The sequence below is a fragment of the Deltaproteobacteria bacterium genome (genome assembly GCA_016709225.1).
Taxonomy (GTDB): domain Bacteria; phylum Myxococcota_A; class Polyangia; order Nannocystales; family Nannocystaceae; genus Xiheibacterium; species Xiheibacterium phototrophicum.
Window position 1 is genome coordinate 1,052,009 of the sequence record JADJEE010000012.1, and the last position, 23,291, is coordinate 1,075,299.

Here is a 23,291-nt window from a genome sequence, read left to right on the forward strand (position 1 = left end):
GCGCGCTGGTGGGCTACGCGCGTGCGACGTACCATGCCGGCGCGTGCGCGACGGGCCGATGACCGGCGGCGCCGGGGAGACGAGTTATGGATCGACATGTCTTGATCGCCATCGCTGGATTGTCCTCGTTGATGCTGAGCAGTCGCGCCGCCGCGGGCGGCTCACTGTACAACCTGCAGGTCGACGCGCTCGATCCCCAGGCCTGCGGTGGACAGGGCTGCTGGACCAACCACATGCGCGTGACGGACCTCGACGGCGACGGCAGCCTCGACATCTTGCTCGCCAACTACAACGACTTCTTCGGCGGCGGCGACGACCCCGAGCCGCTGGTGCTCTACACCAACGACGGCGACGGCGGCTTCACCAACGTGTCGGCTTCTGCCCTGGGCAACTACGCGGGCAACCACCATCAGGTCGCCGTCGGTGACGTCGACGGCGACGGTGCGCGCGACATCTTCGGGCCCGATGGCTCGGGCGGCGCGTACGTGCTGTTCATCAACGACGGCACCGGCAACTTCGTCGACGAGGCCGATGCCCGGCTGCCCGGCGGGCCCTACCCGCAAGGTGGCGCCGCACGCTTCGGCGACGTCGACAACGACGGCGATCTCGACCTCTTCTCGTCCGACGGCTACGGCAGCGACGGCCCGCCATGGGGCCACCTCTACATCAACGACGGCACCGGCGTGTTCGAGGAGCTGGCCGACGCCATCCCCGACTCGATCGCCGGCGGCGACATCGACGACGTCGAGTTCTTCGACGCCGACGGCGATCTCGACCTCGACTTGGTCGTGAATGCCCACAGCGGTGGCACCGGCGCCCTGTGGCTCAACGACGGCGCCGGCATCTTCAGCGCCATGACGACCATCGACCCCCCGGGCATCGGCTCGCAGTTCCACTACAACGTCGCGCCTTGCGACGTCGACGGCGACCGCGACCTCGACCTGTGGATCGACAACACCGGTGGCAACTACACCGAGCAGCTGCTCATCAACGACGGCGTCGGCAACTTCGCCGACGAGACCGCGACCCGCGTGTCCGGCGGCATCGGCGGCAGCGACGACAACGGCGTGGTCTGCACCGACGTCGACGACGACGGCGACTTCGACGCCGTGGTGATCGCACTTGGTAGCCCCGAGCGCTTCTACGAGAACGATGGCAGCGGCAACTTCACCTTCGTCGGCGGCGTGTTCCCCGGCCCGACCGACTGCAGCCTGTGGGGCGAGTTCGGCGACTTGAACGGCGACGGGCGCATCGATCTCGTGACCGGCCAAGGCGAGTGCAGCTCGTCGGACGAGGTCTACTTCGCGAACGACGGCGTGCCGGTCGACTCGACGAACCCGGTGATCCGCAGCGTCGAGGCGCCGCCGGCCGCCGTGAGCGCGGACACCGAGGTCGTGGTCCGCTATGCGGTCAGCGACCGCACCGTCACCGACGAGGGCCCGCGACTCGCTCGCGCCTACGCGGTGGTCGATCCCAGCGGTGCCGCGACCGAGATCGACGCGACCGCGATGGGCGGAGACCTGTTCCGCGTGACGATCCCGGCCCAGCCCACCGGCACCGTCGTCTACACCCTGTGCGCCGAGGATCCCTCGGGCAACGTCGGCTGCTCGACCGAGCAGATGTACGACGTCGGCGAAGGCGGCACCACCACCGGGGGCTCGGATTCGGGCGGCGTCGACACCACGGCGAGCACGGATCCGACCGACCCCGACAGCTCGGGCGGTGCCAGCGCGAGCGCATCCGCGAGCGCGAGCAACACCGGCACCGCGAGCGACAGCGCGACCGCCAGCGCGGGCGACAGCGACGGCAGCGGCAGCAGCAGCAGCGACACCGCCGGCGGCACCGACTCCAGCGGCTGCAGCTGCGACGCGGCGCAGCGCGGCACACCGACGTGGTTCGGGCTCGCGTTGCTCGGCGTCGCGGCCGTGCGTCGACGCCGACGTCGCTGACGCTCGACGAGCCCCGCGGGGCAACACGCGAAGGGGCGCCGCGATCGGGCCCCCTCGCGCACGCGCGGGAACACGCCCGCGGGCCCGCGCGTCCGGTTGGCCCCATGCCCAGCACCGTCATCGAGGTCCGTCGCGCCTACCCCCCGCGCTCGAGCAACGCCTGCTCGAGTCCGTGCACGCCGCACTGGTCGAGGCGTTCCAGATCCCCGTCGAGGACCGCTGCGTCCGCCTGGTGACCCACGACGCCGCGCGATTCCTCTGCTCGCCCAAGCGCAGCCAGCCCGAACGCTACACCATCGTCACGATCACGGCCTTCGCGGGCCGCTCGCTGGCGGCCAAGCGCAAGCTGTACGCCGGCATCGTGTCCCGCCTGGGCGAGCTCGGCATCCCGCCCGACCACGTGAAGATCATCCTCGACGAGGTCCCGCGGGAGAACTGGGGCCTGACCGGCAAGCCCGCTTCGGAGATCGAGCTCGGCTTCGTGGTCGAGGTCTGACCCACGGGAACCGATCGCGGCCGCCGGCATCTGCTCGGGGACATGCGACGCGCGCTGGTGCTGTGGGCGGGGGCGGAGTTCAAGGGCTCGTGCGCGGCGGTGGTGCGTCACCTGGAGCGCGAGCGCTTCAGCTGCCAGAGTACCGACGTGGGCGAGGCCTGGAGCTCGACCCAGCTGTGGATCGACGAGTACCCCAACCTGATGCAGCGTGCCGACCTGATCGTGGTGCTGTCCCACGGCGGTTGGGACGGCCCGATGATCTTCGGTGGCACCCGCAACGGCCTCAGCACCAGCCCGCAGATCGGTCGCCACTACAGCAACCTGGCCTGGCCCGCCGTGTGCCGATGGTTTCGCAACATGCTCACGAGCGATGGACTCGCGATGATCCACGCCTGTCACTCCGCGGGCTCCAACCGCTACGAGAGCACCGACGGCGGCCAGGCCCACCGTTGGGTGGAGGAGCTCTCGAGTGACGCGAGGATCTACACCGTCGGGGTCGAGGGCGTGACGTCGTCGGCGATCGGCAGCCAGAGCGTCGCGCTGCTGCAGTATGCGCTGCGGGGCAGCGCGCCGCCACAGGCCGCCCGCGCCTACCAACCCGGCGGGCGTCAGGCCGCGCGTTGGGGCGGCTGGCTGAACCTCGCCCGCCGCTGACGCGCAACCGCCACCTACCTCGCGATCATGCAGATCGCAATCACTGCTTGAGGCGGTAGCCGCTCTTGACCATCCACCGCACCACCCCGAGCAGCAGCAACAGGAAGCCCACGGTCATGCCCAGGCTCACCCCGACCGCGACGTCGGCGAGCCCGTAGAAGCTCCAGCGGAAGCCGCTGACCAGGTAGACCACCGGGTTGAACAGCGCGACCGTGCGCCAGGTCGGCGGCAGCATGTCGATCGAGTAGAACGCACCGCCGAGGAAGGTCAGCGGTGTGACCACCAGCAGCGGCACGAACTGCAGCTGCTCGAAGCTCTTGGCCCAGATGCCGATCGCAAAGCCGAACAGGCTGAAGGTCGTCGCGGTCATCACCAGGAACGCCGTCATCCACAGCGGATGCTCGATGCGCACGTCGACGAAGCAGAACGCGGTGCCGAGGATCACCAGCCCCACGAGGATCGACTTGCTCGCGGCCGCACCGACATAGGCGATCACCATCTCGAGGTACGAGATCGGTGCCGAGAGGATCTCGTAGATGGTGCCGGTGAACTTGGGGAAGTAGATGCCGAACGACGCGTTCGAGATGCTGCCGGTGAAGAGCGACAGCATCATCAGGCCCGGCACGATGAACGCGCCGTAGGAGACCCCACCGACCTCGGACATGCGCGAGCCGATCGCGGCCCCGAAGACCACGAAGTACAGCGAGGTCGTGATGACCGGCGCGATCAGGCTCTGCATGACCGTGCGGAGGAACCGCGCCATCTCGAAGCGATACAGCGCCCATACCCCGCGATGATTGATGCCCATGCTCACGCCCCCTCGTCGACCAGGCTCACGAAGATGTCCTCGAGTGAGCTCTGTCGAGTGTTGAGATCCTTGTACGCGAGCCCGAGCTCGCCGATGCGCTTCATCAGCGCCGCGACGCCCTCGTGGGCCTCTGCGTCGTAGGTGTACTGCAGCGCGTGGCCATCGGCCTCGAGCGTCAGCGGCCAGTCCGCCAGCTCCGGTGGGATCGACGAGCGCGGCTCGACCAAGGTCAGCGTCAGCTGCCGCTTGCCCAGCTTGGCCATGAGCTTGACCTTCTCTTCGACGAGGATGAGCTTGCCCTTGGCGATGATGCCGATGCGGTCGGCCATCTCCTCGGCCTCGTCGATGTAGTGGGTGGTCAAGATGATGGTCACACCGCGCTCCCGCAGGCCGCGGACCATCGTCCACATGTCGCGCCGCAGCGCCACGTCGACCCCTGCGGTCGGCTCGTCGAGGAACAGCAGCTCCGGCTCGTGCGACAGCGCCTTGGCGATCATGACGCGACGCTTCATGCCGCCCGACAGCGCCATGATCCGCTCGTTGCGCTTGTCCCACAGCGACAGCTGCCGCAGCAGCTTCTCGAGGTACGCAGGGTCGGCCTTCTTGCCGAACAACCCACGGCTGAAGCTGACCGTCGCCCACACGGTCTCGAACGCGTCGGTGGTGAGTTCTTGCGGTACCAGCCCGATCTTCGTCCGCGCCGCACGGAAGTCGCGCTCGATGTCGTGCCCGGCCACCATCACGCGGCCGGTGCTGCGCGTGACCGTGCCGCAGATGATGTTGATCAGCGTCGACTTGCCGGCGCCGTTGGGGCCGAGCAACGCGAAGATCTCGCCTTCTTGGATCTCGAGGTCGACCCGCGCGAGCGCGACCGATCCCGAGGCGTAGGTCTTCTCGAGGCCGGAGACCGAGAGGATGGCCGTCACGGGCCCGAAGCTAGCGCACCTGGGGGCACCCGCGGCCCCGCCGATCGGGCGGTGCGCGGCCTCGTCGAGCTGGTGGGCCTGCCGCGCCCGCGACGACACCGGAGACTCCGCCTTCGACCCCATGTGGGCCACGCTCGTGCAGGCGGCCGGCGCCCACCCTACGGATCGTCGTTGCGAGCACAGCGATGACCGCCCCGGCCCACCGCGCCGAACCGAGCCCACCGCAGGTCTGCGAACCCGCGGACTCGCCGGCCAATCTGCCCACGCGCGACTACGCCGACGACGGCGACGGCGACGGCGACGGCGTGGGGCTGGTGCCGCAGATCGCCCTCGCGCCCGGCGCGGTCGTCGACGGCACACGCTATCGGCTGGTGGCGTGGCTCGGCGATGGCGGCATGGGCGTGGTCTACGAGGCCGAGCACCTCGACCTCGGGCGTCGCGTCGCGCTCAAGGTCCTGCGCAGCGAGGCCTGTCGACGGCCCGATCGGCTCGCGATGTTCCGCGCCGAGGCGCGTGCGCTGGCCTCGATCCGCTCGCCGTTCATCGTCGAGCTCTACGACTTTGCCGAGCTCGGCGACGGCCGTGCGATGTTCGCGATGGAGCTGCTGCGGGGTCGCACGCTGCGATCGGCGCTCGCCCACGGCCCGCTCGAGCTGTCGCACGCGATCGCAGTGCTGCGCCAGATCTGCAAGGGCCTCACGGCCGCCCACGCCGCGGGCATCCTCCACCGCGACGTCAAGCCGGAGAACATCTTCCTGACCACCGTCGACGGTCGACCGGACTGCGTGCGCCTGCTCGACTTCGGCGTGTCGGCGATCATGTCGGAGCGTGGCCGCGTACGTGGTCGCGTCGCGGGCACGCCGTGGTACTTCGCGCCCGAGCTGGTCTCGGGCCTGCCGCACGATGGTCGCGCCGACCTCTACGCGCTCGGGTGCACCGCCTTCGAGATCCTCGTCGGTCGGCGCCCGTTCGAGGGCAACGAAGGCGAGGTGCTGCTGGCCCACATCGGTCGCGAGCCACCACGCTTCGCCGAGGTCGCCGCGGTGCCACCCCAGCTGGCCGCGATCGAGGCGGTGGTGCAGCGCTGCCTTGCCAAGCGACCCGAGGATCGCTTCGCGTCGGCGGTCGAGCTCGAGGCAGCGCTGTGCGAGGTGCAGATCGCCTGCGGCCTCACCACCGCCCACGACGACCTCGCGCTGCCGGAGGTCGAGCCGCGGCGACGCGCGCGGCTGCGCGAGGCGATGCCCCACGCCGACGACCATGCTCGCGCGCACCGACGTCGCGTGCGCGGCTGGTGGCGACTGGGCGGCGCGCTCGCGGGCATGGTGATGGCCGGTACGATCCTGCACACGTGGCCGTCCGAGGCCGCGCGCGCGGACGTCGAGACCCTCGTCGAAGCCGCGCGGCACGCCGCAGCGCAGGCCTACTTCGTCTATCCCCCGCCCGACGATCCCGACCGCGCCACCGCCTACGACCACGTGCTGCGGCTCGAGGCCATCGGCGGACTCGCCGGGGTCGAGGCCAGCCACCGCGCCCGTGAGCTCCGCAGCGAGTTCACCGGCACGCTCGTGCGACTCGGTGATCGCTACTGGGGGCTCGAGGGCGGTGCCGCGTTCGCGATCGACTACTACGCGTGCGCGCTGGTGTTCGACCCCGACCACGTGCACGCGCGCGAGCGGGCATCCCTGACGATCGGCGAGGTCGTCGCGTTGCGGGACAAGGCCCGCGATCACGCCTTCACGCGCGACGAGCTGGCCGCGGCCTCACCGCTACTGGCGCTCGCCGAGGACGACGAGCGCTTGCGGACCGAACGACTCGCCGCGCTCGCACCGCTGGTGGCGGAGCGCAGCGCATCGACCCGCGCCGCGCTCGATCGCCTGTCGCAACGCGACGACCCACCGACACGCGCCCGACCGGTCGCACCGGGGTCGACGCCCGCCGGGCGCCCGCTGCCATCGAAGTCACCCGAGCTGGCCGCGCCCGCCGTCGATACCGCGACGCCGGCACTCGCACCGATCGTCGCCGACGATCCGGCGACTGCCACGGCGGCGTCCACCGCGGGCGACGCCGCGACGGTGCGCGCCCGCGTGCGGGAGGGCCGAGTTGCCCTGACGAGCGGTGAGCCGGCCACCGCGTCGCGTCGCTTCGAGGCCGCGCTCGCGCTCGATGCCGACGACGCAGACGCCCACGCCGGACTCGCGGAGGCCGAGTTCGAGCTCGGGCACGCGAGCTCGGCCATGCGCCACGCACGTCTCGCCGCCCGGCGCCGGCCCAACGATGCCGCCTTGCGATTGCTGTGGGGCGACGCCTGCTTCAAGGCCTATCGCTACGCCGACGCGCTCACGCAGTACCAGCGTGCGCTCGAGCTCGGCCATGCCGCCGCGGCCGCGCGCGTCGCCAAGGTCCGCGCGAAGCTCATCGAGTGAGTGCGCGGGCGCCGAGCGCCTCCTGCAGCGCACGGAGCCTGCGACGCGTCTCCCAGCGAAACACCGCCGCCAGAATCGGCTCGAGCACGAACGCGAGCCACCGCGGTCGCGCTCGGAAGTTGTACGTGTACGTGACGCGGCTGTGCCCGTCGTCGATCGCGTCGTGGCGGATCGACGCCGCCCACCGCTCGAACAGCGGCGGGTGGTTGATCATCTTGACCGCCGCCACCACCCCGCGCTCGAAGCTGACGTAGACCGTGCGCACGGTGAGTCCGCCCACCAGATAGCGCCCGCGGCACACCGCGATCGCCCCGTGCCCCGCCGCGCCGCCGCCCTCGACGAACGCCTCACGCAACAGCGTGTCCCACTCCAGCCGGGCGCCATAGTCGTGCAGCAGATCGAAGACCGCGTCGCACGAGGCCGGCATCGACTCGCTGACCCGTGCGTGCACCACCGCGGGCCAGTGTAGCAACTCGTGGGTCACCGATCGCCGGCGGGTACGGCGTCGCGCCCCCTCGAGGCGTGTCGAGGGACTAGTACCTCGACACAGCGATAGTGACGGGCCATAACACCGCCCTGACCGCGCCTCGCTGCGTTGCCGCACCTTGAAATACGCCCGGTATTCCGGCGGCACGGCGCCTTGCGGAGTCGCGGCCATGACGGCGTTCTGACCCATCACTATCGCTGTGTCGAGGTACTAGAGAGGCGATCCGCTAAGGTCGAGGGGGATCGACAAGGGTGTGTCGCTGTGATCTCGTTTGGCGAGCGAGGTCACTCACGATGCTGTGGAAGGTCCCTACGAAGCTGAGCGCCGAGGAGCAGCGGCTGGTGGCGCGCATGCGCAAGCCGAGCCGCTTCTTCGTGTTCCTGCGAGAGATCCGAGCCGAGCTGTTCACGCCGGAGTTCCAAGAGGAGCTCGCTCGGGCTTACGAGCCGCGCGGTCAAGAGCCCGTACCGCCGGCGCTGCTGGCGATGGTCGTGCTGTTGCAGGCGTACACCCAGACGAGCGACGCCGCTGCGGTCGAAGAAGCCGAGATGAATCCGCGCTGGCAGCTCGTGCTGGGGCTACTTGGCGAAGAGAAGGCTCCGTTCGGGCAGGGTAGTCTGCCGCGCTTCCGCGAGCGGATGGCCGCGCACGACCTCGACCGCAGATTGCTCGAGCGCACCGTCGAGCTCGCGAAGAGGACTGGCGGCTTCGGTTGGCAGAAGCTCAAGGCCGCGTTCGACTCATCGCCGCTGCGAGGTCGCGGCCGCGTCGCTGACACCTGGAACTTGATCGGACAGGCGATGGGTAAGCTCGTCAGTGCACTTGCGAAGATCGCTGCGGTCGAGGAGGACACGATCATCGCCGAAGCCAGGCTCACGCTGCTGCAGGGCAGCAGCATCAAGGCTGCACTGGACATCGACTGGGATGATCATGACCAGCGTAGTGAAGCGCTGCAACGACTCGTCGGTGAAGCACAAGCGCTGCTGGACTGGGCACGCGCCCGGGCTCCCGACGCGATGAAGGAGCGTGAGGTCGAGCAGGCCGCGGTTCTGCTCGAGCGCGTCCTCCACCAAGATACCGAGCCCGATCCCGAGCGACCGAGACGAGTACGGATCCGCAAGGGCGTCGCTGAAGACCGCGTCTGCTCCGTCGGCGACCCGGAGATGCGCCACGGCCGAAAAACCCGCTCACAGGCCTTCAACGGCTACAAGCGCTACATCGCGACTTCGATCGACGCGCCGCTCGTGCTCGCAGCCGAAGCGCGACCCGCCAACCAACCCGAACGCGAGGCTGTACCCTCACTCGTTGACCAAGTAGCGCCCTACGGCGAGCTCGACGAGCTCTTCATCGACCGCGGCTTTCTTGCACATCCCGAGATCGCCGCGCTCGATCGAGACGGTGTGCAAGTCCGTTGTCGTCCCTGGCGCGAGCAGAACAAGCATGGACGCTTCGGCAAGAGCGCCTTCAAGATCGACCTTCGCCGACGACTCGTGACTTGTCCGTCTGGCAAACAGGCCGAGTACTCCGCCAACACTCCCACCGCGTACTTCGGTGCCGAGACCTGCGATCGCTGTCGCCTACGAGCGCGATGCACTGATGCCAAGGCTGGTCGCGCGATCCGAATCCACCCCCATGAGAGCCTGCATCGCAAACTCGAGGCTCGCAGAGCGACTGAGCACGGACGACAGCATCTTCGCGCTCGAGTCGTCGTCGAGCACAGGCTCGCACGCATCGGCGGCCTCCAGAGCGACCGCGCGCGATACAAGGGCGCCCGCAAGAACACGCTCGACCTCCGGCGCCACGCCGCCGTCGCCAACCTCATCGAGCTGCAGGCCGCACTTGCCGCGTGACTTTAGCGGTTCGCTTCTCTAGTCCCCGGCAGCGGACGGCGGCGCGTCGCTCGACCCGGCGCCACGCCAGCCACGGCGCACCAGCTTGCTCAGCTCGACCGCCGATACCGGCACGAATCCAAGTCCGAGCAGCGCCAGCACCTCGAGCGTGGTCATCGGCGCCAGCTCGAACCACGCGCGCGTCTGCGACCAGGCGTGCAGGCCCAGCTGCAGCCCGATCGACACCGCCACCACCACCACGAGCACGACGTTGCGCGACCAGCCCACCTCCCACAGCAGCTTGTCGCGGCTGCGGGCGGCGAAGGCACGCAACAACACGCCGAACACGAGGCTGGAGAACGCCAGCGTGCGCGCGAGCTCGACATCGCCGTGGTGCAGGCCCCACGCGAAGGCGCCGAGTCCGACGGCGGCGTGCATCCCCGCGACCCAGGCGATGTCCAACCACGCCTCGCGGCCCAGCAACGGCGATCGCGGGTCACGTGGCGGCCGCAACATCACGTCGTCGTCGGCCGGATCGATGGCCAGCGCGATGCCCGGCAGCGGCTCGCACATGATGTTGAGCCACAGCAGCTGCAGCGGCAGCAGCGGCAGCGGCCACCCGACGATCGCGGCGACCAGCATCATGACCAGCCCGGCGGCGTTGCCCGACAGCAGGTAGATCACGGTCTTGCGGATGTTGTCGTAGACCACGCGCCCCTCGCGGATCGCGGTCACGACCCCGCCCAGGTCGTCGTCGACCAGGACCATGTCGGCGGCCTCGCGCGTCACCTCCGTGGCGCCCTTGCCCATGGCGATGCCGATGTCGGCCTCGCGGATCGACGGCGCGTCGTTGACCCCGTCGCCGGTCATGGCCACCACCTCGCCGTGCTCGCGGAGCCGTCGGACGATCGCGGTCTTGTCGGCCGCGGTGCGCCGGGCGAACACCGTGTCCTCGACCCCGCGGCCGGCCTCGACGATGCCGAGCTCGCGCGCGATCGCCTCGGCCGTCAGCGCATGATCGCCGGTGATCATCACGACGTGGACGCCGGCCCGCTGGGCCGCGCGCACCGCCGCCAACGCCTCGGCTCGCGGCGCATCGGCGAGCCCGACCAGGCCCAGCATGGTCAAGCCGGCGTCGTCGTCCCCCTCGCCGGTCGCGACCGCGAGCACCCGCAGGCCCCGACCGGCCATGGCCTCGACCGCAGCCTCGAGCTCGGGCAGCACGCTCGCGCACGACGCCTGCACCGACTCGACCGCGCCCTTGACGTAGACCCGCCCATCGTCGCGCCACACCGCCATGCGCCGACGCTCGGTGTCGAACGGCATGGTGCGCACGCGCGGGCGCTCGCGTTCGATGTCGCCGCGACGAATGCCGCGCTCGGCGGCCGCTCGAAGGATGGCGATCTCGGTGGGGTCGCCGACGCCGCCGTCGTCGTCGAGCTCGGCGTCACAGCACGCCGCGGCCGCGAACAACAGCGCCTCGGCGTCGGGCCCCCGCTGCTCGCGCAGCGTCATCACGCCGGTGGTGAGCGTGCCGGTCTTGTCGGTGCAGATCGTGGTCGCGCAGCCGAGCGTCTCCACCGTCGACAGCCGTCGCACGAGCACGCGTCGCGCCGACAAGCGCCGCACGCCGACAGCCATCGCGACGGTGACCACCGCCGGTAGGCCCTCGGGCACCGCCGACACCGCGAGCGACACCGTCGTGAGCAGCACGTCGAACCACGGCAGTCCCCGCCACCAACCCAGCGCGCCGACCAGCGCGACCAGCACGACGGTTGCGTACAGCAGCACGCGGCCGAGCGCCGACAGCCGCTTCTGCAGCGGCGTCTCGCCCACCTCGGTCTGCGCGAGCAGGTGGGCGATCTTGCCCAGCTCGGTCGCCATCGCGGTCGCGATCACCTGCGCCCGTGCGGTGCCGGTCGCGACCGTCGTGCCCATGAACACGCGATCGGTGCGCTCGGCGATCGGTGCATCGTCGGCGATCGCGGTCGGCGACTTCTCGACCGGCTGGCTCTCGCCGGTCAGCACCGACTCCACCACCGACAGCGACGCAGCCTCGAGCACGCGCGCGTCGGCGGCCACGACGTCGCCGGGCTGCAGCAACAGGATGTCGTCGGGCACGATCTCGATCGCCGGGATCAACCGCCCGACGCCGTCGCGCAGCACCGAGGCCCGCGCGGCGGTCATCGAGCGCAGCGCCATGAGGGCCCGCTCCGCGCGCGACTCCTGCACGTAGCCGATCACGCCGTTGACCAGCACGATGAGGGTGATGGCGACGGCGTCGTCGTAGGCCCCGACCGCGACCGAGACCCCGGCGGCCGCGATGAGGATGAGCACCAGCGCGCTGGCGAACTGCGCGGCGAACATCCGCCAGCGTGGGGTCGCGGCCTGGCGCGTGATCTCGTTGGGGCCGACCCGCAGCAACGCGGCCCGGGCGGCGTCGGTGCTCAGCCCGCGGGCGACATCCGATCCGCCGCCTGCCACGGTGGCGGAGGCCAGCGTCGGACGGTCGTTCACGCTGCGCAGACTATCATCGCCAGGCGCCGAAGCGCCGCCGACTCAGTCGGACGCGCGGCTGCCATCGTGCTCGCTGCCGGCCGGGGGCGACTCGCCGCGATACTCCGCCAGGCGGTACTGGATCTTGCGCGGCGAGATCCCGAGAATCTCGGCGGCCTTGCTGGTGCTGCCGCGGACGTGCTCGAGGGTCTTGAGGATCGCGAACTTCTCGATGTCGGCCATCGACGAGCCCGGGATCGGCGGGGTCTCGTCGCCCATGCGCGCGTGGACCATGATGTCACGCGGCAGGTGTCGCGGCTCGATCTCGTGCCCCTGGCACAGGACCACGGCGCGCTCGATGCAGTTCTCGAGCTGGCGCACGTTGCCCGGCCAATCGGCGCTGAGCAGCACCCGGAGCGCGCGGTCCGAGAAGCCGCGGATGAGCTTGCGGCTCTTGCTCGCGTAGCGCTCGAGGAAGTGCATCGACAACGCCGGGATGTCCTCGCGGCGCTGGGCCAGCGGCGGCGTGCGCAGCGTGATGACGTTGAGCCGGTAGAAGAGGTCCTCGCGGAAGCGGCCCTCGCGGACCTCGCGATGCAGGTCGCGGTGGGTCGAGGCGATCACGCGCACGTCGACGCTGACGGGCGTGTCGGAGCCGACCGGCTCGAACTGCCGCTCCTGCAGCACGCGCAGCAGCTTGACCTGCGTCGACATCGGAATGTCGCCGACCTCGTCGAGCAGCAGGGTGCCACCGTCGGCCTTGAGGAAGCGGCCGTCGCGTCGCGCGGTCGCGCCGGTGAACGCGCCCTTCTCGTGGCCGAACAGCTCGCTCTCGAGCACGCCCTCGTTGAGGGCCGCACAGTGCACCGCCACGAACGGGGCTTGCTTGCGGCGGCTCCACGCGTGCAACGCCCGCGCGACCAGCTCCTTGCCGGTGCCGCTCTCGCCGAGGATCAGCACCGAAGCGTCGGAGTCGGCCACCTGCCGCACCAACCCCAGCAGCTCGCGCGACTGCTTCGACTGGCCGATCCACTCGAGCCCGGGCGCGATGCCCTCGCCGACCAGCGCGGTCTTCAGGCGCACGTTCTCGCGGCGCAGCTCGTAGCTCGCCAGCACCCGACGCACGACCACCAACAGCTCGGGAAAGTGCACCGGCTTGGTGAGGTAGTCGTCGGCACCCAGCTGCATGGCCGAGACCGCGTGCTCGACCGAGCCGTAGGCGGTCATCACGACCACCCCGGTGCCCTCGAAGCGCTCGCGCACCTTCTTCATCAGCTCGATGCCGTCCATGCCCGGCATCTTCACGTCGGTGACGATGAGATCGGGGGTCCAGTCGTCGAGCTGACCGAGTGCCTTGAAGCCGTCCGCCGCGCTGCGCACGACGAAGCCCTCTTCGCGCAGCAGTTCGACCAGCGCCGAGCGAGCCGCGGGCTCGTCATCGACCACCAGAATGCTCGCACCCTGCACGTTGGACTGCTCGGTCATGGTCCTGATCTCTCCCAGCGCCCGACGCATCGGGCAATCACGCTTGCCGGCAACTCTTGCGGCAGACCCCCCGCAACGCAACTATTGCGGAGACCGCACCACGAGCACGTTCGCCGGACACCGATGCACGATCTTGCTGGCGGTGGTGCCGAGCAGCCGCTCGAGCGTGCCGTAGCCGTGCGAGCCGATCACCACCAGCTCGGCAGCGATCTCCTTGGCGACGTCGCAGACCACGTCGGCGGGCTGACCCATGCGGACGTGCTTGGTGACCGCGAGGCCTTCGGCGTCCGCGAGCCGGCGGGTCAGGCCGCGCTCGGCCTCCTCGACCAGCGCGACGTCGAGCTGCGCCATCGACATGCTCCACACCGCGTCGGGCAGCCCGACTGGGATCGTCACCGCCCGACAGGCGTGCAACGTGGCGCCGAGCTTCTGCGCGAGGCTCACCGCGGTGCGAAAGACATCGGGCTCGCGCTGCGACCCGTCGAGGGCGACGAGGATGGTGCGGTACATCGCCTGCGACTATGGCAGTCGCCCGCGCCGGGCCAAGACGGGCGCGATGCGCAAAAAATGCGCCCTGGTCAGACCGCCGTTTGGACGATGCTGGCGGGCGTCGTGGCCCAGTTCCTCGAGGACATCCAGGCGTACATCGGCTTCGGCGAGGCGGACGGGGAGCGGCTGCGATCCCTGCACCCGATGCTGTCGCAGCACTTCGAGTCGATCGCCGATCACTTCTATGCCTGCATCCTGCGTCACGATGGCGCCCACTCGGCGATCACCGGCGGCGATGCCCAGGTCCAGCGGCTCAAGCGGACCCTCGTGGCGTGGATGGACTCGGGCCTGCGCGGGCCCTGGGACGAGGCGTTTTTCGAGCGCCGCGCTCGCATCGGTCGCAAGCACGTCGAGATCGGTCTGCCGCAGCAGTACATGGTCACCGCGATCGGCGTGATGCGGCAGGACTACCACGCGACCCTGCGAGAGGAGCTCGCAGAGGATCGCGCGGGACGCGAGGCGGCGATCGTCTCGATCGATCGGCTGCTCGACATCGAGCTGGCGATCATGCTGCAGACCTATCGCATCGACTCCGACGACGAGCTGCGTCGCAACGAGCGTCTGGCGACCATCGGCATGGTCGCGGCCAGCATCGGCCACGACCTGCGCAACCCGCTGGGTGTGATCGAGTCGTCCGCGTACATCCTGCGCCGCCTGGTCGACGACGACCGCGGCCAGCGGCACCTCGACAAGATCGTCAACCAGGTCCGCAGCTGCAACCGCATCGTGACCGCGCTGCTCGAGCTGGCCAAGTCGCGGCCCCCGCGATTCGCCCCCGTCGAAGCCAAGACGGTGGTCAACAACGCGCTCGCGATGATGTCGACCCTCGATGGCATCGAGGTGCGTGTCGAGGTGACCCCGGGCCTCCTGCTGCACGCGGACGCCGGCCTGCTCGAACAGGCCATCATCAACCTCGTCGTCAACGCGGCGCACGCGATCGGCCGCAACCGCGGCGCGATCACGATCCAGATCGCGCCCCACGACGCGGACTTCAACGCGATCGTGGTCCAAGATGACGGGCCGGGCTTCGACCCCGAGGTTCTCCCCAAGGTGTTCGAACCCCTGGTGACCACCCGCGCCAGCGGTGTGGGCCTGGGCCTGGCGTTGGTGCGCAGCGTGGCAGAGCGCCATCGCGGGCGCGCGCAGGCCGAGAATGCGACCGGCGGCGGCGCGCTCGTTCGCCTGCTGCTACCATCCCGGGAGGCGCAGATCGCCCCGGAATCATGAGCCCTGGATCGGTCCTGATCGTCGATGACAACGAGGACTTGGCCGAGAACCTCGGCGAGGTCTTGAGCGACGAGGGCTACGAGTGTGCCATCGCCCACTGCGGCAACGCGGCCATCGCCCGTCTGCGAGAGAGCGACTTCGACCTGGTGATCACCGACCTGCGCATGTCGCCCGGCGACGGGCTCGCGGTGGTCGAGGCAGTCCGCCAGCGCTCGGCGACCACGCCGATCGTCGTGATGACCGCGTTCGCGGGCGAGCTGCACATCGACACGGCGCAGCGCGCGGGTGTCACCACGGTGGTCGCGAAGCCGGTCGATCCCGGCAAGCTGATCCTGCTGGTCCGCGGCCAGCTCGACCGTGAACCACCGGGCGGCGTCCCGTAGGCGCCGCCATGAGCCTCGCGGGCGCACGCATCGTCGTCATCGACGACCAAGCCGACCTCGCGGACAACCTGCGGGAGATCCTCGAGATCGACGGCGCGACGGTGGCGCTGGCCGGCACCGCGGCCGACGGCCTCGAGGTCGCGGCCGCCGGCTGCGACGTGGCGTTGGTGGACGTGCGGCTGCCCGACAGCACCGGCATGTCACTGCTGCCCCGCCTGCACGCGCTCGACCCCGCCACGGCCGTCGTGCTCATCACGGGCCACGCATCGATCGACGACGCCATCGAGGCCGTGCGCGAGGGCGCATATGCGTACGTGCTCAAGCCCTTCGACAGCGTCGATCTGCACGCCACCGTCTCGCGCGCGTGCGCACAGGTCGCGCTCGTCCGACGCACGGCAGCGCTACAGCGCGAGCTCGAACGACGCGAGGACGAGCTGCGTACGCTGGTCGACACCGTCGCCGCGCTACTGCTGGTGCTCGACGGCGACGGCAACGTCATCGACGCCAATCCGGCGGTCGCCGCCGTGTTGCTCACGCCGGTCGAGACCTTGATCGGCCAGGCGTGGGCGAGCTACGTGCCGCCCCGCGATCGACCCGCGCTGCTCGAGGCCTACAGCCAGGTGCGTGCGGGCATGGGCGCATCGTTCGAGGGCCGGGTGTTGCGACAGCACGGCAGCCACGTCGAGGAGCGGGTGATCCGCTGGCGCCTCGCCGGCGCCGCCGGCCGCGACGGGTTCCGCATGTACGCCTCGGGCCTCGACCTCACCGAGACCCGCGCGCTCGAGCGGCGCACCTCGCTGGCCGAGAAGCTCGCCGCGGTCGGCACGGTCTCCGCGGGTCTCGCCCACGAGATCCGCAATCCCCTCAACGCCGCCACGCTGCAGCTGCAGCTGCTCGAGCGACGGCTGCTCAAGGTCGTCGACGCCGAGCGAGCCGGCACCATGCTCGAGCCCATCGGGCTGGTCCGCGAGGAGCTCGCGCGGCTGTCGCGACTGGTCACGGAGTTCTTGCAGTTCGCCCGCCCGGCCGCGCTGCAGGCCCGCGACACCGATCTCGCGAACGTGCTGGCCCAGGTGGTCGAGCTCGAGCGGCCGGTCGCCCGCGAACGCGGCATCGCGCTCGAGCTGCACGCCCCGCAGGACGCGGTCATCGTCGAGGCCGACGGCGAACGGATCAAGCAGATCGCGTTCAATTTGGTGCGCAACGCGATCGAGGCCGCGCAATCGCGCGTACTGGTGTCTGTCGAGGTCGACGGCGCGGGCGCTCGCATCCGCGTGCGCGACGACGGCCCTGGCATCCCCGCGACCGATCTCCATCGCATCTTCGAGCCGTTCTTCACCACCAAGGAGGGCGGCACGGGCCTCGGCATGGCGATCGTGCACAGCCTGGTGGAGCGCCACGGCGGGCACATCGAGGTCAACTGCAACGGTGGCACCGAGGTCGTGATCGCGCTGCGGCGCCACGTGCCGTGAGGCACGAAGGACGAGGGGCCGCTAGCGCGCTGCGGCGGACGTCTCGACCGCGTCGATCGCCGCACGCGCGCGGGTGACCATCGGCGCGAAGCCGGGGTGCGTCGCCCCGAAGTCGATCATCGCGCGCAGGATCTCGAGCGCGCGGGCGTCGTCACCGATCGCCGCGAGATCGTCGGCGTAGTGCAGCGCAGCCTGGGCCGCCGCGTGGTCGTGCTCCTCGAATTCCGGCACGCGCCCGAGCCCGCGCTCCCAGTACGGCACCGCCGCTGCCGGACTGCCCAGCTGATGCAGCACCGAGCCGAGATTGCGCGCCGACATGCGCGCGCTGCTGTGCCCCTCGCCGAACGCGGCCACCTGGATGCGATAGGCCCGCTCCAGCAGCTCGCGCCCCGCGTGCGCACGATCCATGTTGCGCAGCAGCAGGCCCATGTTGTTGAGCACACCCGCCACCGCGGGGTGCTCGGGGCCGTAGGTGAGCTCCTGCAGCCGAAGAGACTCGCGGTAGTGCGCGAGTGCGTCGTCGTGGCGTCGCGAGGCGAACTCGGCGTTGGCCAGCGACGTCAGGTAGGCCGCCAGTCGCAGGTCGTGGCGATCGGGCGCCGCGCGCACGCGCTCGACCGCGCGACCGAGGTGCCCGATCGCGGCCTCCCACTGACCGAAGCGGGTCTCGACCAGGCCCTGCGCCCGCTGCAGCTCGCTCTCGAGCTCGTCGGCCACCACCGGGTTGTGACGCCGCAGTCGCGCGATGAGACCTTCGGCGTCGCGCACACGCGACAGCGCGGCAGCCTCTTGCCGCTGCTCGTAGCCCAGCTGCACGACCTGCCGGTTGGCGGCCGCGATGGCGTCGACGGTGCTCCCGCTGCGCAGCGCGGCCTCCCAGGCCTCCTGTGTCGACGCGAACGCGCCATCGTCGTCATCGAGCTGATCCTGATAGCGCTCGCGCGCCATCAGGGCCCGCGGCAGCAGCCGCTCGTCGTCGAGGCCGCGCGCCAGCTCGACGGCCGATTCGGCCTCGCGCAGCCCGTCGTGGAAGCGTCCGGCGCGGAACATTGCGTCGGCGGCGGCGAGCGCATCGACGGTGGCACCGTGGCGGGCGCGCGCATCGGGCCGGTCGGGCAGCGTCCACACCGGATCGTCGAGCAGCGCCGGCGAGGTGCACTCACGCACCGGCGGCAGCGCATCCACGGCCTCGATCGCGCGGCCCGAGCTGTCGGCCGCCGCGTCCTCGAACACCTGCAGCAGCGCGACCACGGCGTGGCGTCGCGCGTCGAGGCACGCCTGCCGCCGATCGAAGAGCGCGTCCGACTCGACCCCGTCGCGATGGGCGACGCAGACCTCGGTCGCCGCGCCGCGCCACTGCTCGACGTAATCGTCGAGCAGGCGCGCGACCGTCAGCGCGGCCTCGCTGGCGTAGCTGGCCCCCGCACCGCCGAGCTGCACGGTGAGCCGTCGACGATCGTCATCGCTCCACACCTCCGCCATCGCGTCGTCGTCACACCGCGGTGCACCGTCCGAGCCGACCTTGCCACCGATGATCGCGCCGGCCACCACGCCAGCGGGCACCAACGCCAGCAGCCACGGTCGCAGCGAGCGGGCCAGCGTTGCGGTGCCGAGCTCGAGCTGGCGCACCAACGCGGCCATCGACGGCCAGCGGGCCTCCGGCGCGATCGACAGCGCCCGGGTCAGCACCCGCCGCAGCCAGGGTGGCACCGCCGGCTCGCTCGGAGTCGCGATCACGACGCCGGCGCGGTAGAGCTTCCGCAGCTCGGCCCGCGTGCGCGCGGCGTAGGGTCGCGTGCGCCACAACGCCTCGAAGATCGTGACCGCGAGGCTGAACTGATCCGAGCGACCATCGAGCGGCTCGCCCGCCAGCTGCTCGGGTGACATGTACGCGGGCGTGCCGGTCGTGAGGCTCAGCGCCAGCGATTCGTCCGACGACGACGATGCGGGCTCCGAAGGCTGTCGTGTCCGACGGCTGCTGCCGACCGGGAGCGCGACGCCGAAATCGGTGATGCGCACGCGCTCGTCGTTGCCGATGAGGATGTTGTCGGGCTTGACGTCGCGGTGGATCATGCCGGCGGCGTGGGCCGCCGCCAGGCCCAGCGCAGCCTCGCGAAAGACCGCGACGATCGCCGACCACGGGCGCTCGCGCTCCGCCAGCCATGCCCGCAGCGTCCGCCCCGCGACGTACTCCATCACCAAGTACACGCGCCCGCGATCGACCGCGGCCTCGTGGACCGTGACGACGTTGGGATGCGACAGCTTCGCCATCGCCTTGGCCTCGGTCAGCAGGCGCGCGCGCTCGTCCTCCGAAGGGTTCCCGCGGGTGTGCAGCAGCTTGATCGCGACCCGTCGCTCGAGCGCCGGGTCGAACGCCGCGTAGACCGAGCCCATGCCACCGCGGCCGAGCAGCTCGAGTACGAAGTAGCGGCCCAGGCGATCGCCGGGCCGCGGCGCGGCGCCACCGTCGCCTGCGTCGGCCGCGAGGCGCTCGGTGGCGGTCGGCTCCGGCGTCGGCGACGGCGTGGCCTTCTTCACCGCTCGGCGGGTCGGCACCGCCGCCGGATCGGGGGATCCTTCGGGCGCCGCGGTCTCGTCGCTGTTCACCGTCACGCGCTCACCCGCCAGTATGTCCGGCCCGCCGCGGCAATGGAACGCGCGCCGATGATCTACACTCCAAGCGGTATGGACTCACTTGATTCGAAGACTTTGCATCGATCGATACCGCTCGGCCAGACGCGCGCACGGCCCTGGTGCCTCGCGCTGACGCTCGCCATCGCCTGCGGAGGCGATGACGGCGGCACCGCGGCGGACAGCACCGCCGACACCGGCAGCGACACCAGCGGTGGCACCACGGCCAGCACGACCGCCTCGACGACGGCCTCGACCTCCGCGAGCACCTCCGCGGGCACCAGCGCCAGCACCACGGTCAGCACCACCGACACCGACACCGCGACCGACACCGCGACCACCACCGCGACCTCCACCGCGACCTCCGATAGCGGCACCGGCAGCGAGACCGGCTCGGCCGCCTGCGGCGCGATGGATTGCGCCGCCGATCAATACTGCGACTGGGTGATGAACTCCTGCGGCGCCATTCGGGTCGACGAGCCGCAGTGCACGACGATCCCCGACGGCTGTCCCGAGCTGGTCGAAGATCCCGTGTGCGGCTGCGACGGCATCGTCTACTCGGGCGAGTGCTCCGCAGCGCTGCTGGGCGTCGACGTCGACGTCGATGGTGCCTGCACCACGCCCGCGGGCCTGTTCCCGTGCGGCTACAAGTTCTGCGATCCCGCCACCAGTTACTGCCAGCACAGCGTCTCGGACGTGCTGCCCTCGCCCGATGGTTTCACGTGCGTGCCGCTCCCGGACGCGTGCGGCGAGACGCCCGATTGCGAATGCCTCGCCGCCCGGCCGTGCGCGGAGTTCTCGTGTGAGCCGAGCGGTGATGGCCTGGTCGTGATCTGCCCCGGCGGCTGAAGCCGGCCCCGGCCAGGGCGGCCCGGCACACCACTGCGCGGCCGCGTCGGGGCATGCCTCCGGCAATCCGAGGTACTAGTACCTCGACACAGGGACAATCGCTGTGTCGAGGTACTAGTCGCAGGCGAAGCCATTGGCGGCGCCCGGCGTGCCGTACTCACCGCCGACGTTGGCGTCGACCAGGGCGTCGGCGGAGAAGCACCAGTTGCCGACCAGGTCGTTGTCGGCCGGGTCGAGCGCGAACGGGTCGAGGCTCCACGAGCGCCCGGTCGGCGCGCTGCCCCACGCGGCCATCTCGTCGAGCACGTCGAAGGCGTTGAGCAGCACCACGGTGTTGCCGGTGTTGGTCAGCGACGGCAAGGTGCCGAAGTAGCCGTCCGCCGCGACCGCGTACGGCCACGTCGTCATGTCGTGCGAGGCGATCACCGCGTACGACGAAGGGCCGACCACCGCGATGTCGTCGACGATGCCCTCGTTGGTGGCGTCGTCCTGGATCCGCAGGCCTTGGAGATTGATGTCCGCGTCGGTGTTGTTGAAGACCTCGATCCACTCGCAGGTGTCGAGCGGGCAGGTCGGGTTGGCCATCACCTCGGTGACGATGAGGTCGCCCGGCAGCAGGTCGTCGACGCCGAAGGGCGCATCGGTGGCCTCGATGTAGCCCTCGAGATCGGCGGCGGAGCGTGGGGCGATCTTGAACTCGCCGTCGAAGAAGTTGAGCGGGCCCTGGATCGCCGTGAAGCCCGCGTCGAACCAGAACGACGGGAACGACAGATCGTCGGCGGGCGCGCTGTAGAGGAAGTCGTCGATGGTGACCTCGACGCCGCCCGCTTCGACGGCGAACTCCTGCCCCGACAGCGCGACGACCACCAGCGGCTCGTCCTCGACCCGCACGAGCACGGCCTCCCACGGCTCGCCCAGCTGGGCCGCGTCGACGAGGTCCGGCGTCAGCTCGACGCCGGTGGTGCCGGTCGCCGTCACACTGCCGCCACTGGCGTCGATCTCCGTGAGATCGTCGAACTCGGCGGTGACGCCGAGGATGTCGACCTCGTCGCCCACCGACACGCTCGGGACCTCACCCACGTAGACGTAGACGCCGCTGTACTCGCCGCCCGCGGGCTCCTGCACGAAGAACGCGTTGCCCGACACGCCGGTCACCACGACCCCGCGCACGTCGACGTCGGTGCCGGTCGCCAGCGTACCGTCCTGGATCTCGTAGATGGTGTCGTCGTCGGCCCCGCCGCCGCTCGAGCTGCCCTCGCTGCCCGAGCCCTCGGCACTCGCCGAGGCCGAGGTGTCGGTCGCGGTGTCGTCGGTGCCCGGCGCGGTGGTGTCGGTTGCCGCAGCGCCGCTGCTGTCGACCGTGCCTGCGTCGGAGTCACCGCTGGCCGCGGCGGATCCGCCGTCGCTGCTCGACGAGCCCGCCGAGTCGTCGAGGCCGCCGGCCGTCGTGCGCCCCTGGTCGCCACTGGCGCAAGCGGCCACGAGGAGGGGGAGGGAGAGGAATGCGGAGTACGGGATCGCGCGCGTCACGGGGTTGCCGTGCAGCAGACGGGTACGACCGCCGCTCGGTTGCAGCGTGGTCGCGATCGATCAGCTCACCTCGTCGCGGCCCATGCTCTGGTAGACGTCCTCGAGGTCGCTGCGAACCTTCGCGAGGGCGATGACCTCGACGTCGGCGAGCACGAGCTCCCGCAGCAGGTGCGCGGCTCGCTCTTCGCTGCCGTGGATGCGGACCTTGAGCAGGCCGCGATCGGCGGTCTTGGGGTCGGGCTGCGGCTCGCCCTTGTGCAGCGGCTCGATGCGCTCGACCAGGCCCTCGTGCTTGCGCAGCACCTCGATCGCGGTCTGCAGTCCGCGCGTGACGTGGACCTCGTGCAGGCGACGTCCGACCTCGTACTTCGCGATGACGTCGTCGACGCTGCCGTGGACCTCGAGCTTGCCCTTCTGGATCAGCGCCACGCTGTCGACGAAGCCGTCGAGCTCGCGCAGGATGTGCGAGCTGACCACGATGCCGACCCCGCGGTCGGCGACCGCCCGCAGGATGTCGCGCAGCTGTCGACGTGCGAGCGGATCGAGGCCATCGGCGGGCTCGTCGAGCAGCAGCAGCTCGGGGTCGTGGATCATCGCGCGGGCGATCGCGAGGCGCTGCCGCATGCCCTTGCTCATCTCGCCGATGCGCGCGTTGGCCTTGCTCGCGAGATCGAACATCGCGAGCAGCTCGGCCACGCGCTTGGTCGCGACATCGTCGGCCTGGCCGTAGCACTCGGCGAAGAAGCGCAGGTACCCCGCGGCGGTCATCGTCGGGTACAGCGCCGTGCCGTCGCCCAGGAAGCCGACGCGCCGGCGGATCTCGAGCCGCTGCGCCCACGCGTCCTGGCCGTCCCAGTGCACACTGCCGGCATCGGGCCGCTGCAGCGTCGCGAGGATGCGCAACGTGGTGCTCTTGCCGGCGCCGTTGGGGCCGATGAGTGCGAGCACCTCACCACGCTTGATGGTGAGATCGAGCCCGGTGACGGCGTCGCGGACACCGTCGTAGGAGTGGCGGATCTGGCGGCATTCGACCTGTTGCATCGGCGGGACTGTCCAGGGTGCTCGAGTCGGAGCGCCGGGTGCTGCCGGCTGGC

At 70.6% G+C, this 23,291-nt stretch carries 17 protein-coding genes and 1 pseudogene; 9 read left to right on the forward strand and 9 right to left on the reverse strand.

Going from position 1 to position 23,291, the window contains the following annotated elements:
- Positions 1-131 precede the first annotated feature (131 nt).
- The 3 genes and pseudogenes from IPH07_29320 to IPH07_29330 all read left to right on the forward strand — a co-directional run bounded on the left by IPH07_29320 (position 132) and on the right by IPH07_29330 (position 3,099).
- Positions 132-1,949, forward strand: coding sequence for a VCBS repeat-containing protein (locus IPH07_29320; GenBank protein ID MBK6921536.1), 1,818 nt, complete (start codon positions 132-134; stop codon positions 1,947-1,949).
- A 104-nt stretch (positions 1,950-2,053) separates the two neighbouring features.
- Positions 2,054-2,445, forward strand: a pseudogene (locus IPH07_29325) (tautomerase family protein).
- A 42-nt stretch (positions 2,446-2,487) separates the two neighbouring features.
- Positions 2,488-3,099, forward strand: a complete 612-nt coding sequence (locus IPH07_29330; GenBank protein ID MBK6921537.1) for a hypothetical protein — start codon at positions 2,488-2,490, stop codon at positions 3,097-3,099.
- Between the two features lie 40 nt (positions 3,100-3,139).
- On the opposite strand, the gene IPH07_29335 is transcribed toward IPH07_29330, so the two are convergent.
- Positions 3,140-3,901: an ABC transporter permease gene (locus tag IPH07_29335; GenBank protein MBK6921538.1), complete on the reverse strand. Its 762-nt coding sequence runs from the start codon at positions 3,899-3,901 to the stop codon at positions 3,140-3,142.
- An 8-nt stretch (positions 3,902-3,909) separates the two neighbouring features.
- A complete protein-coding gene (locus tag IPH07_29340; GenBank protein ID MBK6921539.1) occupies positions 3,910-4,833 on the reverse strand; it encodes an ABC transporter ATP-binding protein in 924 nt (307 codons plus the stop codon).
- Between the two features lie 185 nt (positions 4,834-5,018).
- Here IPH07_29340 and IPH07_29345 point away from each other — a divergent pair, with 185 nt between their 5' ends.
- On the forward strand, positions 5,019-7,259 hold the full coding sequence (locus IPH07_29345) for a serine/threonine protein kinase (protein ID MBK6921540.1): 2,241 nt from the start codon (positions 5,019-5,021) through the stop codon (positions 7,257-7,259).
- Here the strand turns inward: IPH07_29345 and IPH07_29350 are convergent.
- Complete coding sequence (locus IPH07_29350) at positions 7,249-7,713, reverse strand: SRPBCC family protein (protein ID MBK6921541.1); 465 nt, start codon at positions 7,711-7,713, stop codon at positions 7,249-7,251. The two genes, IPH07_29345 and IPH07_29350, sit on opposite strands and share 11 nt — an antisense overlap.
- A gap of 326 nt (positions 7,714-8,039) precedes the next feature.
- On the opposite strand from IPH07_29350, the gene IPH07_29355 reads away from it, so the two are divergent.
- On the forward strand, positions 8,040-9,596 hold the full coding sequence (locus IPH07_29355; protein MBK6921542.1) for an IS1182 family transposase: 1,557 nt from the start codon (positions 8,040-8,042) through the stop codon (positions 9,594-9,596).
- Positions 9,597-9,614: 18 nt separating this feature from the next.
- Here the strand turns inward: IPH07_29355 and IPH07_29360 are convergent, their stop codons facing one another.
- The 3 genes from IPH07_29360 to IPH07_29370 form a co-directional block, all read right to left on the reverse strand.
- Complete coding sequence (locus tag IPH07_29360; GenBank protein MBK6921543.1) at positions 9,615-12,092, reverse strand: cation-translocating P-type ATPase; 2,478 nt, start codon at positions 12,090-12,092, stop codon at positions 9,615-9,617.
- A 42-nt stretch (positions 12,093-12,134) separates the two neighbouring features.
- Positions 12,135-13,556 carry a sigma-54-dependent Fis family transcriptional regulator gene (locus IPH07_29365; GenBank protein MBK6921544.1) on the reverse strand — a complete coding sequence of 474 codons (1,422 nt, stop codon included), beginning with the start codon at positions 13,554-13,556 and terminating at the stop codon, positions 12,135-12,137.
- Between the two features lie 81 nt (positions 13,557-13,637).
- Entirely contained in the window at positions 13,638-14,066 is a 429-nt protein-coding gene (locus IPH07_29370) for a universal stress protein (GenBank protein MBK6921545.1), read from the reverse strand.
- A 102-nt stretch (positions 14,067-14,168) separates the two neighbouring features.
- Between IPH07_29370 and IPH07_29375 the strand changes: the two genes are divergently transcribed.
- Genes IPH07_29375 through IPH07_29385 form a run of 3 tightly spaced genes read left to right on the forward strand, consistent with a single transcriptional unit; the run spans position 14,169 to position 17,187 of the window.
- Positions 14,169-15,332, forward strand: coding sequence for a histidine kinase (locus tag IPH07_29375; protein ID MBK6921546.1), 1,164 nt, complete (start codon positions 14,169-14,171; stop codon positions 15,330-15,332).
- Positions 15,329-15,715 (forward strand): response regulator, encoded by a 387-nt coding sequence (locus IPH07_29380; GenBank protein ID MBK6921547.1) that lies wholly within the window; start codon positions 15,329-15,331, stop codon positions 15,713-15,715. Before IPH07_29375 ends, IPH07_29380 begins: the two co-directional genes overlap by 4 nt.
- Before the next feature lie 8 nt (positions 15,716-15,723).
- Positions 15,724-17,187, forward strand: coding sequence for a response regulator (locus tag IPH07_29385; protein MBK6921548.1), 1,464 nt, complete (start codon positions 15,724-15,726; stop codon positions 17,185-17,187).
- Between the two features lie 21 nt (positions 17,188-17,208).
- Here the strand turns inward: IPH07_29385 and IPH07_29390 are convergent, their stop codons facing one another.
- Positions 17,209-19,800, reverse strand: a complete 2,592-nt coding sequence (locus tag IPH07_29390) for a serine/threonine protein kinase (GenBank protein ID MBK6921549.1) — start codon at positions 19,798-19,800, stop codon at positions 17,209-17,211.
- Positions 19,801-19,896: 96 nt separating this feature from the next.
- On the opposite strand from IPH07_29390, the gene IPH07_29395 reads away from it, so the two are divergent.
- Positions 19,897-20,667 carry a hypothetical protein gene (locus IPH07_29395; GenBank protein MBK6921550.1) on the forward strand — a complete coding sequence of 257 codons (771 nt, stop codon included), beginning with the start codon at positions 19,897-19,899 and terminating at the stop codon, positions 20,665-20,667.
- Between the two features lie 114 nt (positions 20,668-20,781).
- On the opposite strand, the gene IPH07_29400 is transcribed toward IPH07_29395, so the two are convergent.
- Both IPH07_29400 and IPH07_29405 read right to left on the reverse strand, forming a co-directional pair.
- Positions 20,782-22,197: a lamin tail domain-containing protein gene (locus IPH07_29400; protein ID MBK6921551.1), complete on the reverse strand. Its 1,416-nt coding sequence runs from the start codon at positions 22,195-22,197 to the stop codon at positions 20,782-20,784.
- 60 nt (positions 22,198-22,257) lie between these two features.
- Positions 22,258-23,238, reverse strand: a complete 981-nt coding sequence (locus IPH07_29405) for an ABC transporter ATP-binding protein (protein MBK6921552.1) — start codon at positions 23,236-23,238, stop codon at positions 22,258-22,260.
- Between the last annotated feature and the right edge of the window lie 53 nt (positions 23,239-23,291).

Coding starts and splice junctions, on each gene's coding strand:
- IPH07_29370 (MBK6921545.1), bottom strand. CDS start 14,066: ATGTACCGCACCATCCTCGTCGCCCTCGACGGGTCGCAGCGCGAGCCC.
- IPH07_29405 (MBK6921552.1), bottom strand. CDS start 23,238: ATGCAACAGGTCGAATGCCGCCAGATCCGCCACTCCTACGACGGTGTC.
- IPH07_29355 (MBK6921542.1), top strand. CDS start 8,040: ATGCTGTGGAAGGTCCCTACGAAGCTGAGCGCCGAGGAGCAGCGGCTG.
- IPH07_29320 (MBK6921536.1), top strand. CDS start 132: ATGCTGAGCAGTCGCGCCGCCGCGGGCGGCTCACTGTACAACCTGCAG.
- IPH07_29330 (MBK6921537.1), top strand. CDS start 2,488: ATGCGACGCGCGCTGGTGCTGTGGGCGGGGGCGGAGTTCAAGGGCTCG.
- IPH07_29380 (MBK6921547.1), top strand. CDS start 15,329: ATGAGCCCTGGATCGGTCCTGATCGTCGATGACAACGAGGACTTGGCC.
- IPH07_29345 (MBK6921540.1), top strand. CDS start 5,019: ATGACCGCCCCGGCCCACCGCGCCGAACCGAGCCCACCGCAGGTCTGC.
- IPH07_29385 (MBK6921548.1), top strand. CDS start 15,724: ATGAGCCTCGCGGGCGCACGCATCGTCGTCATCGACGACCAAGCCGAC.
- IPH07_29365 (MBK6921544.1), bottom strand. CDS start 13,556: ATGACCGAGCAGTCCAACGTGCAGGGTGCGAGCATTCTGGTGGTCGAT.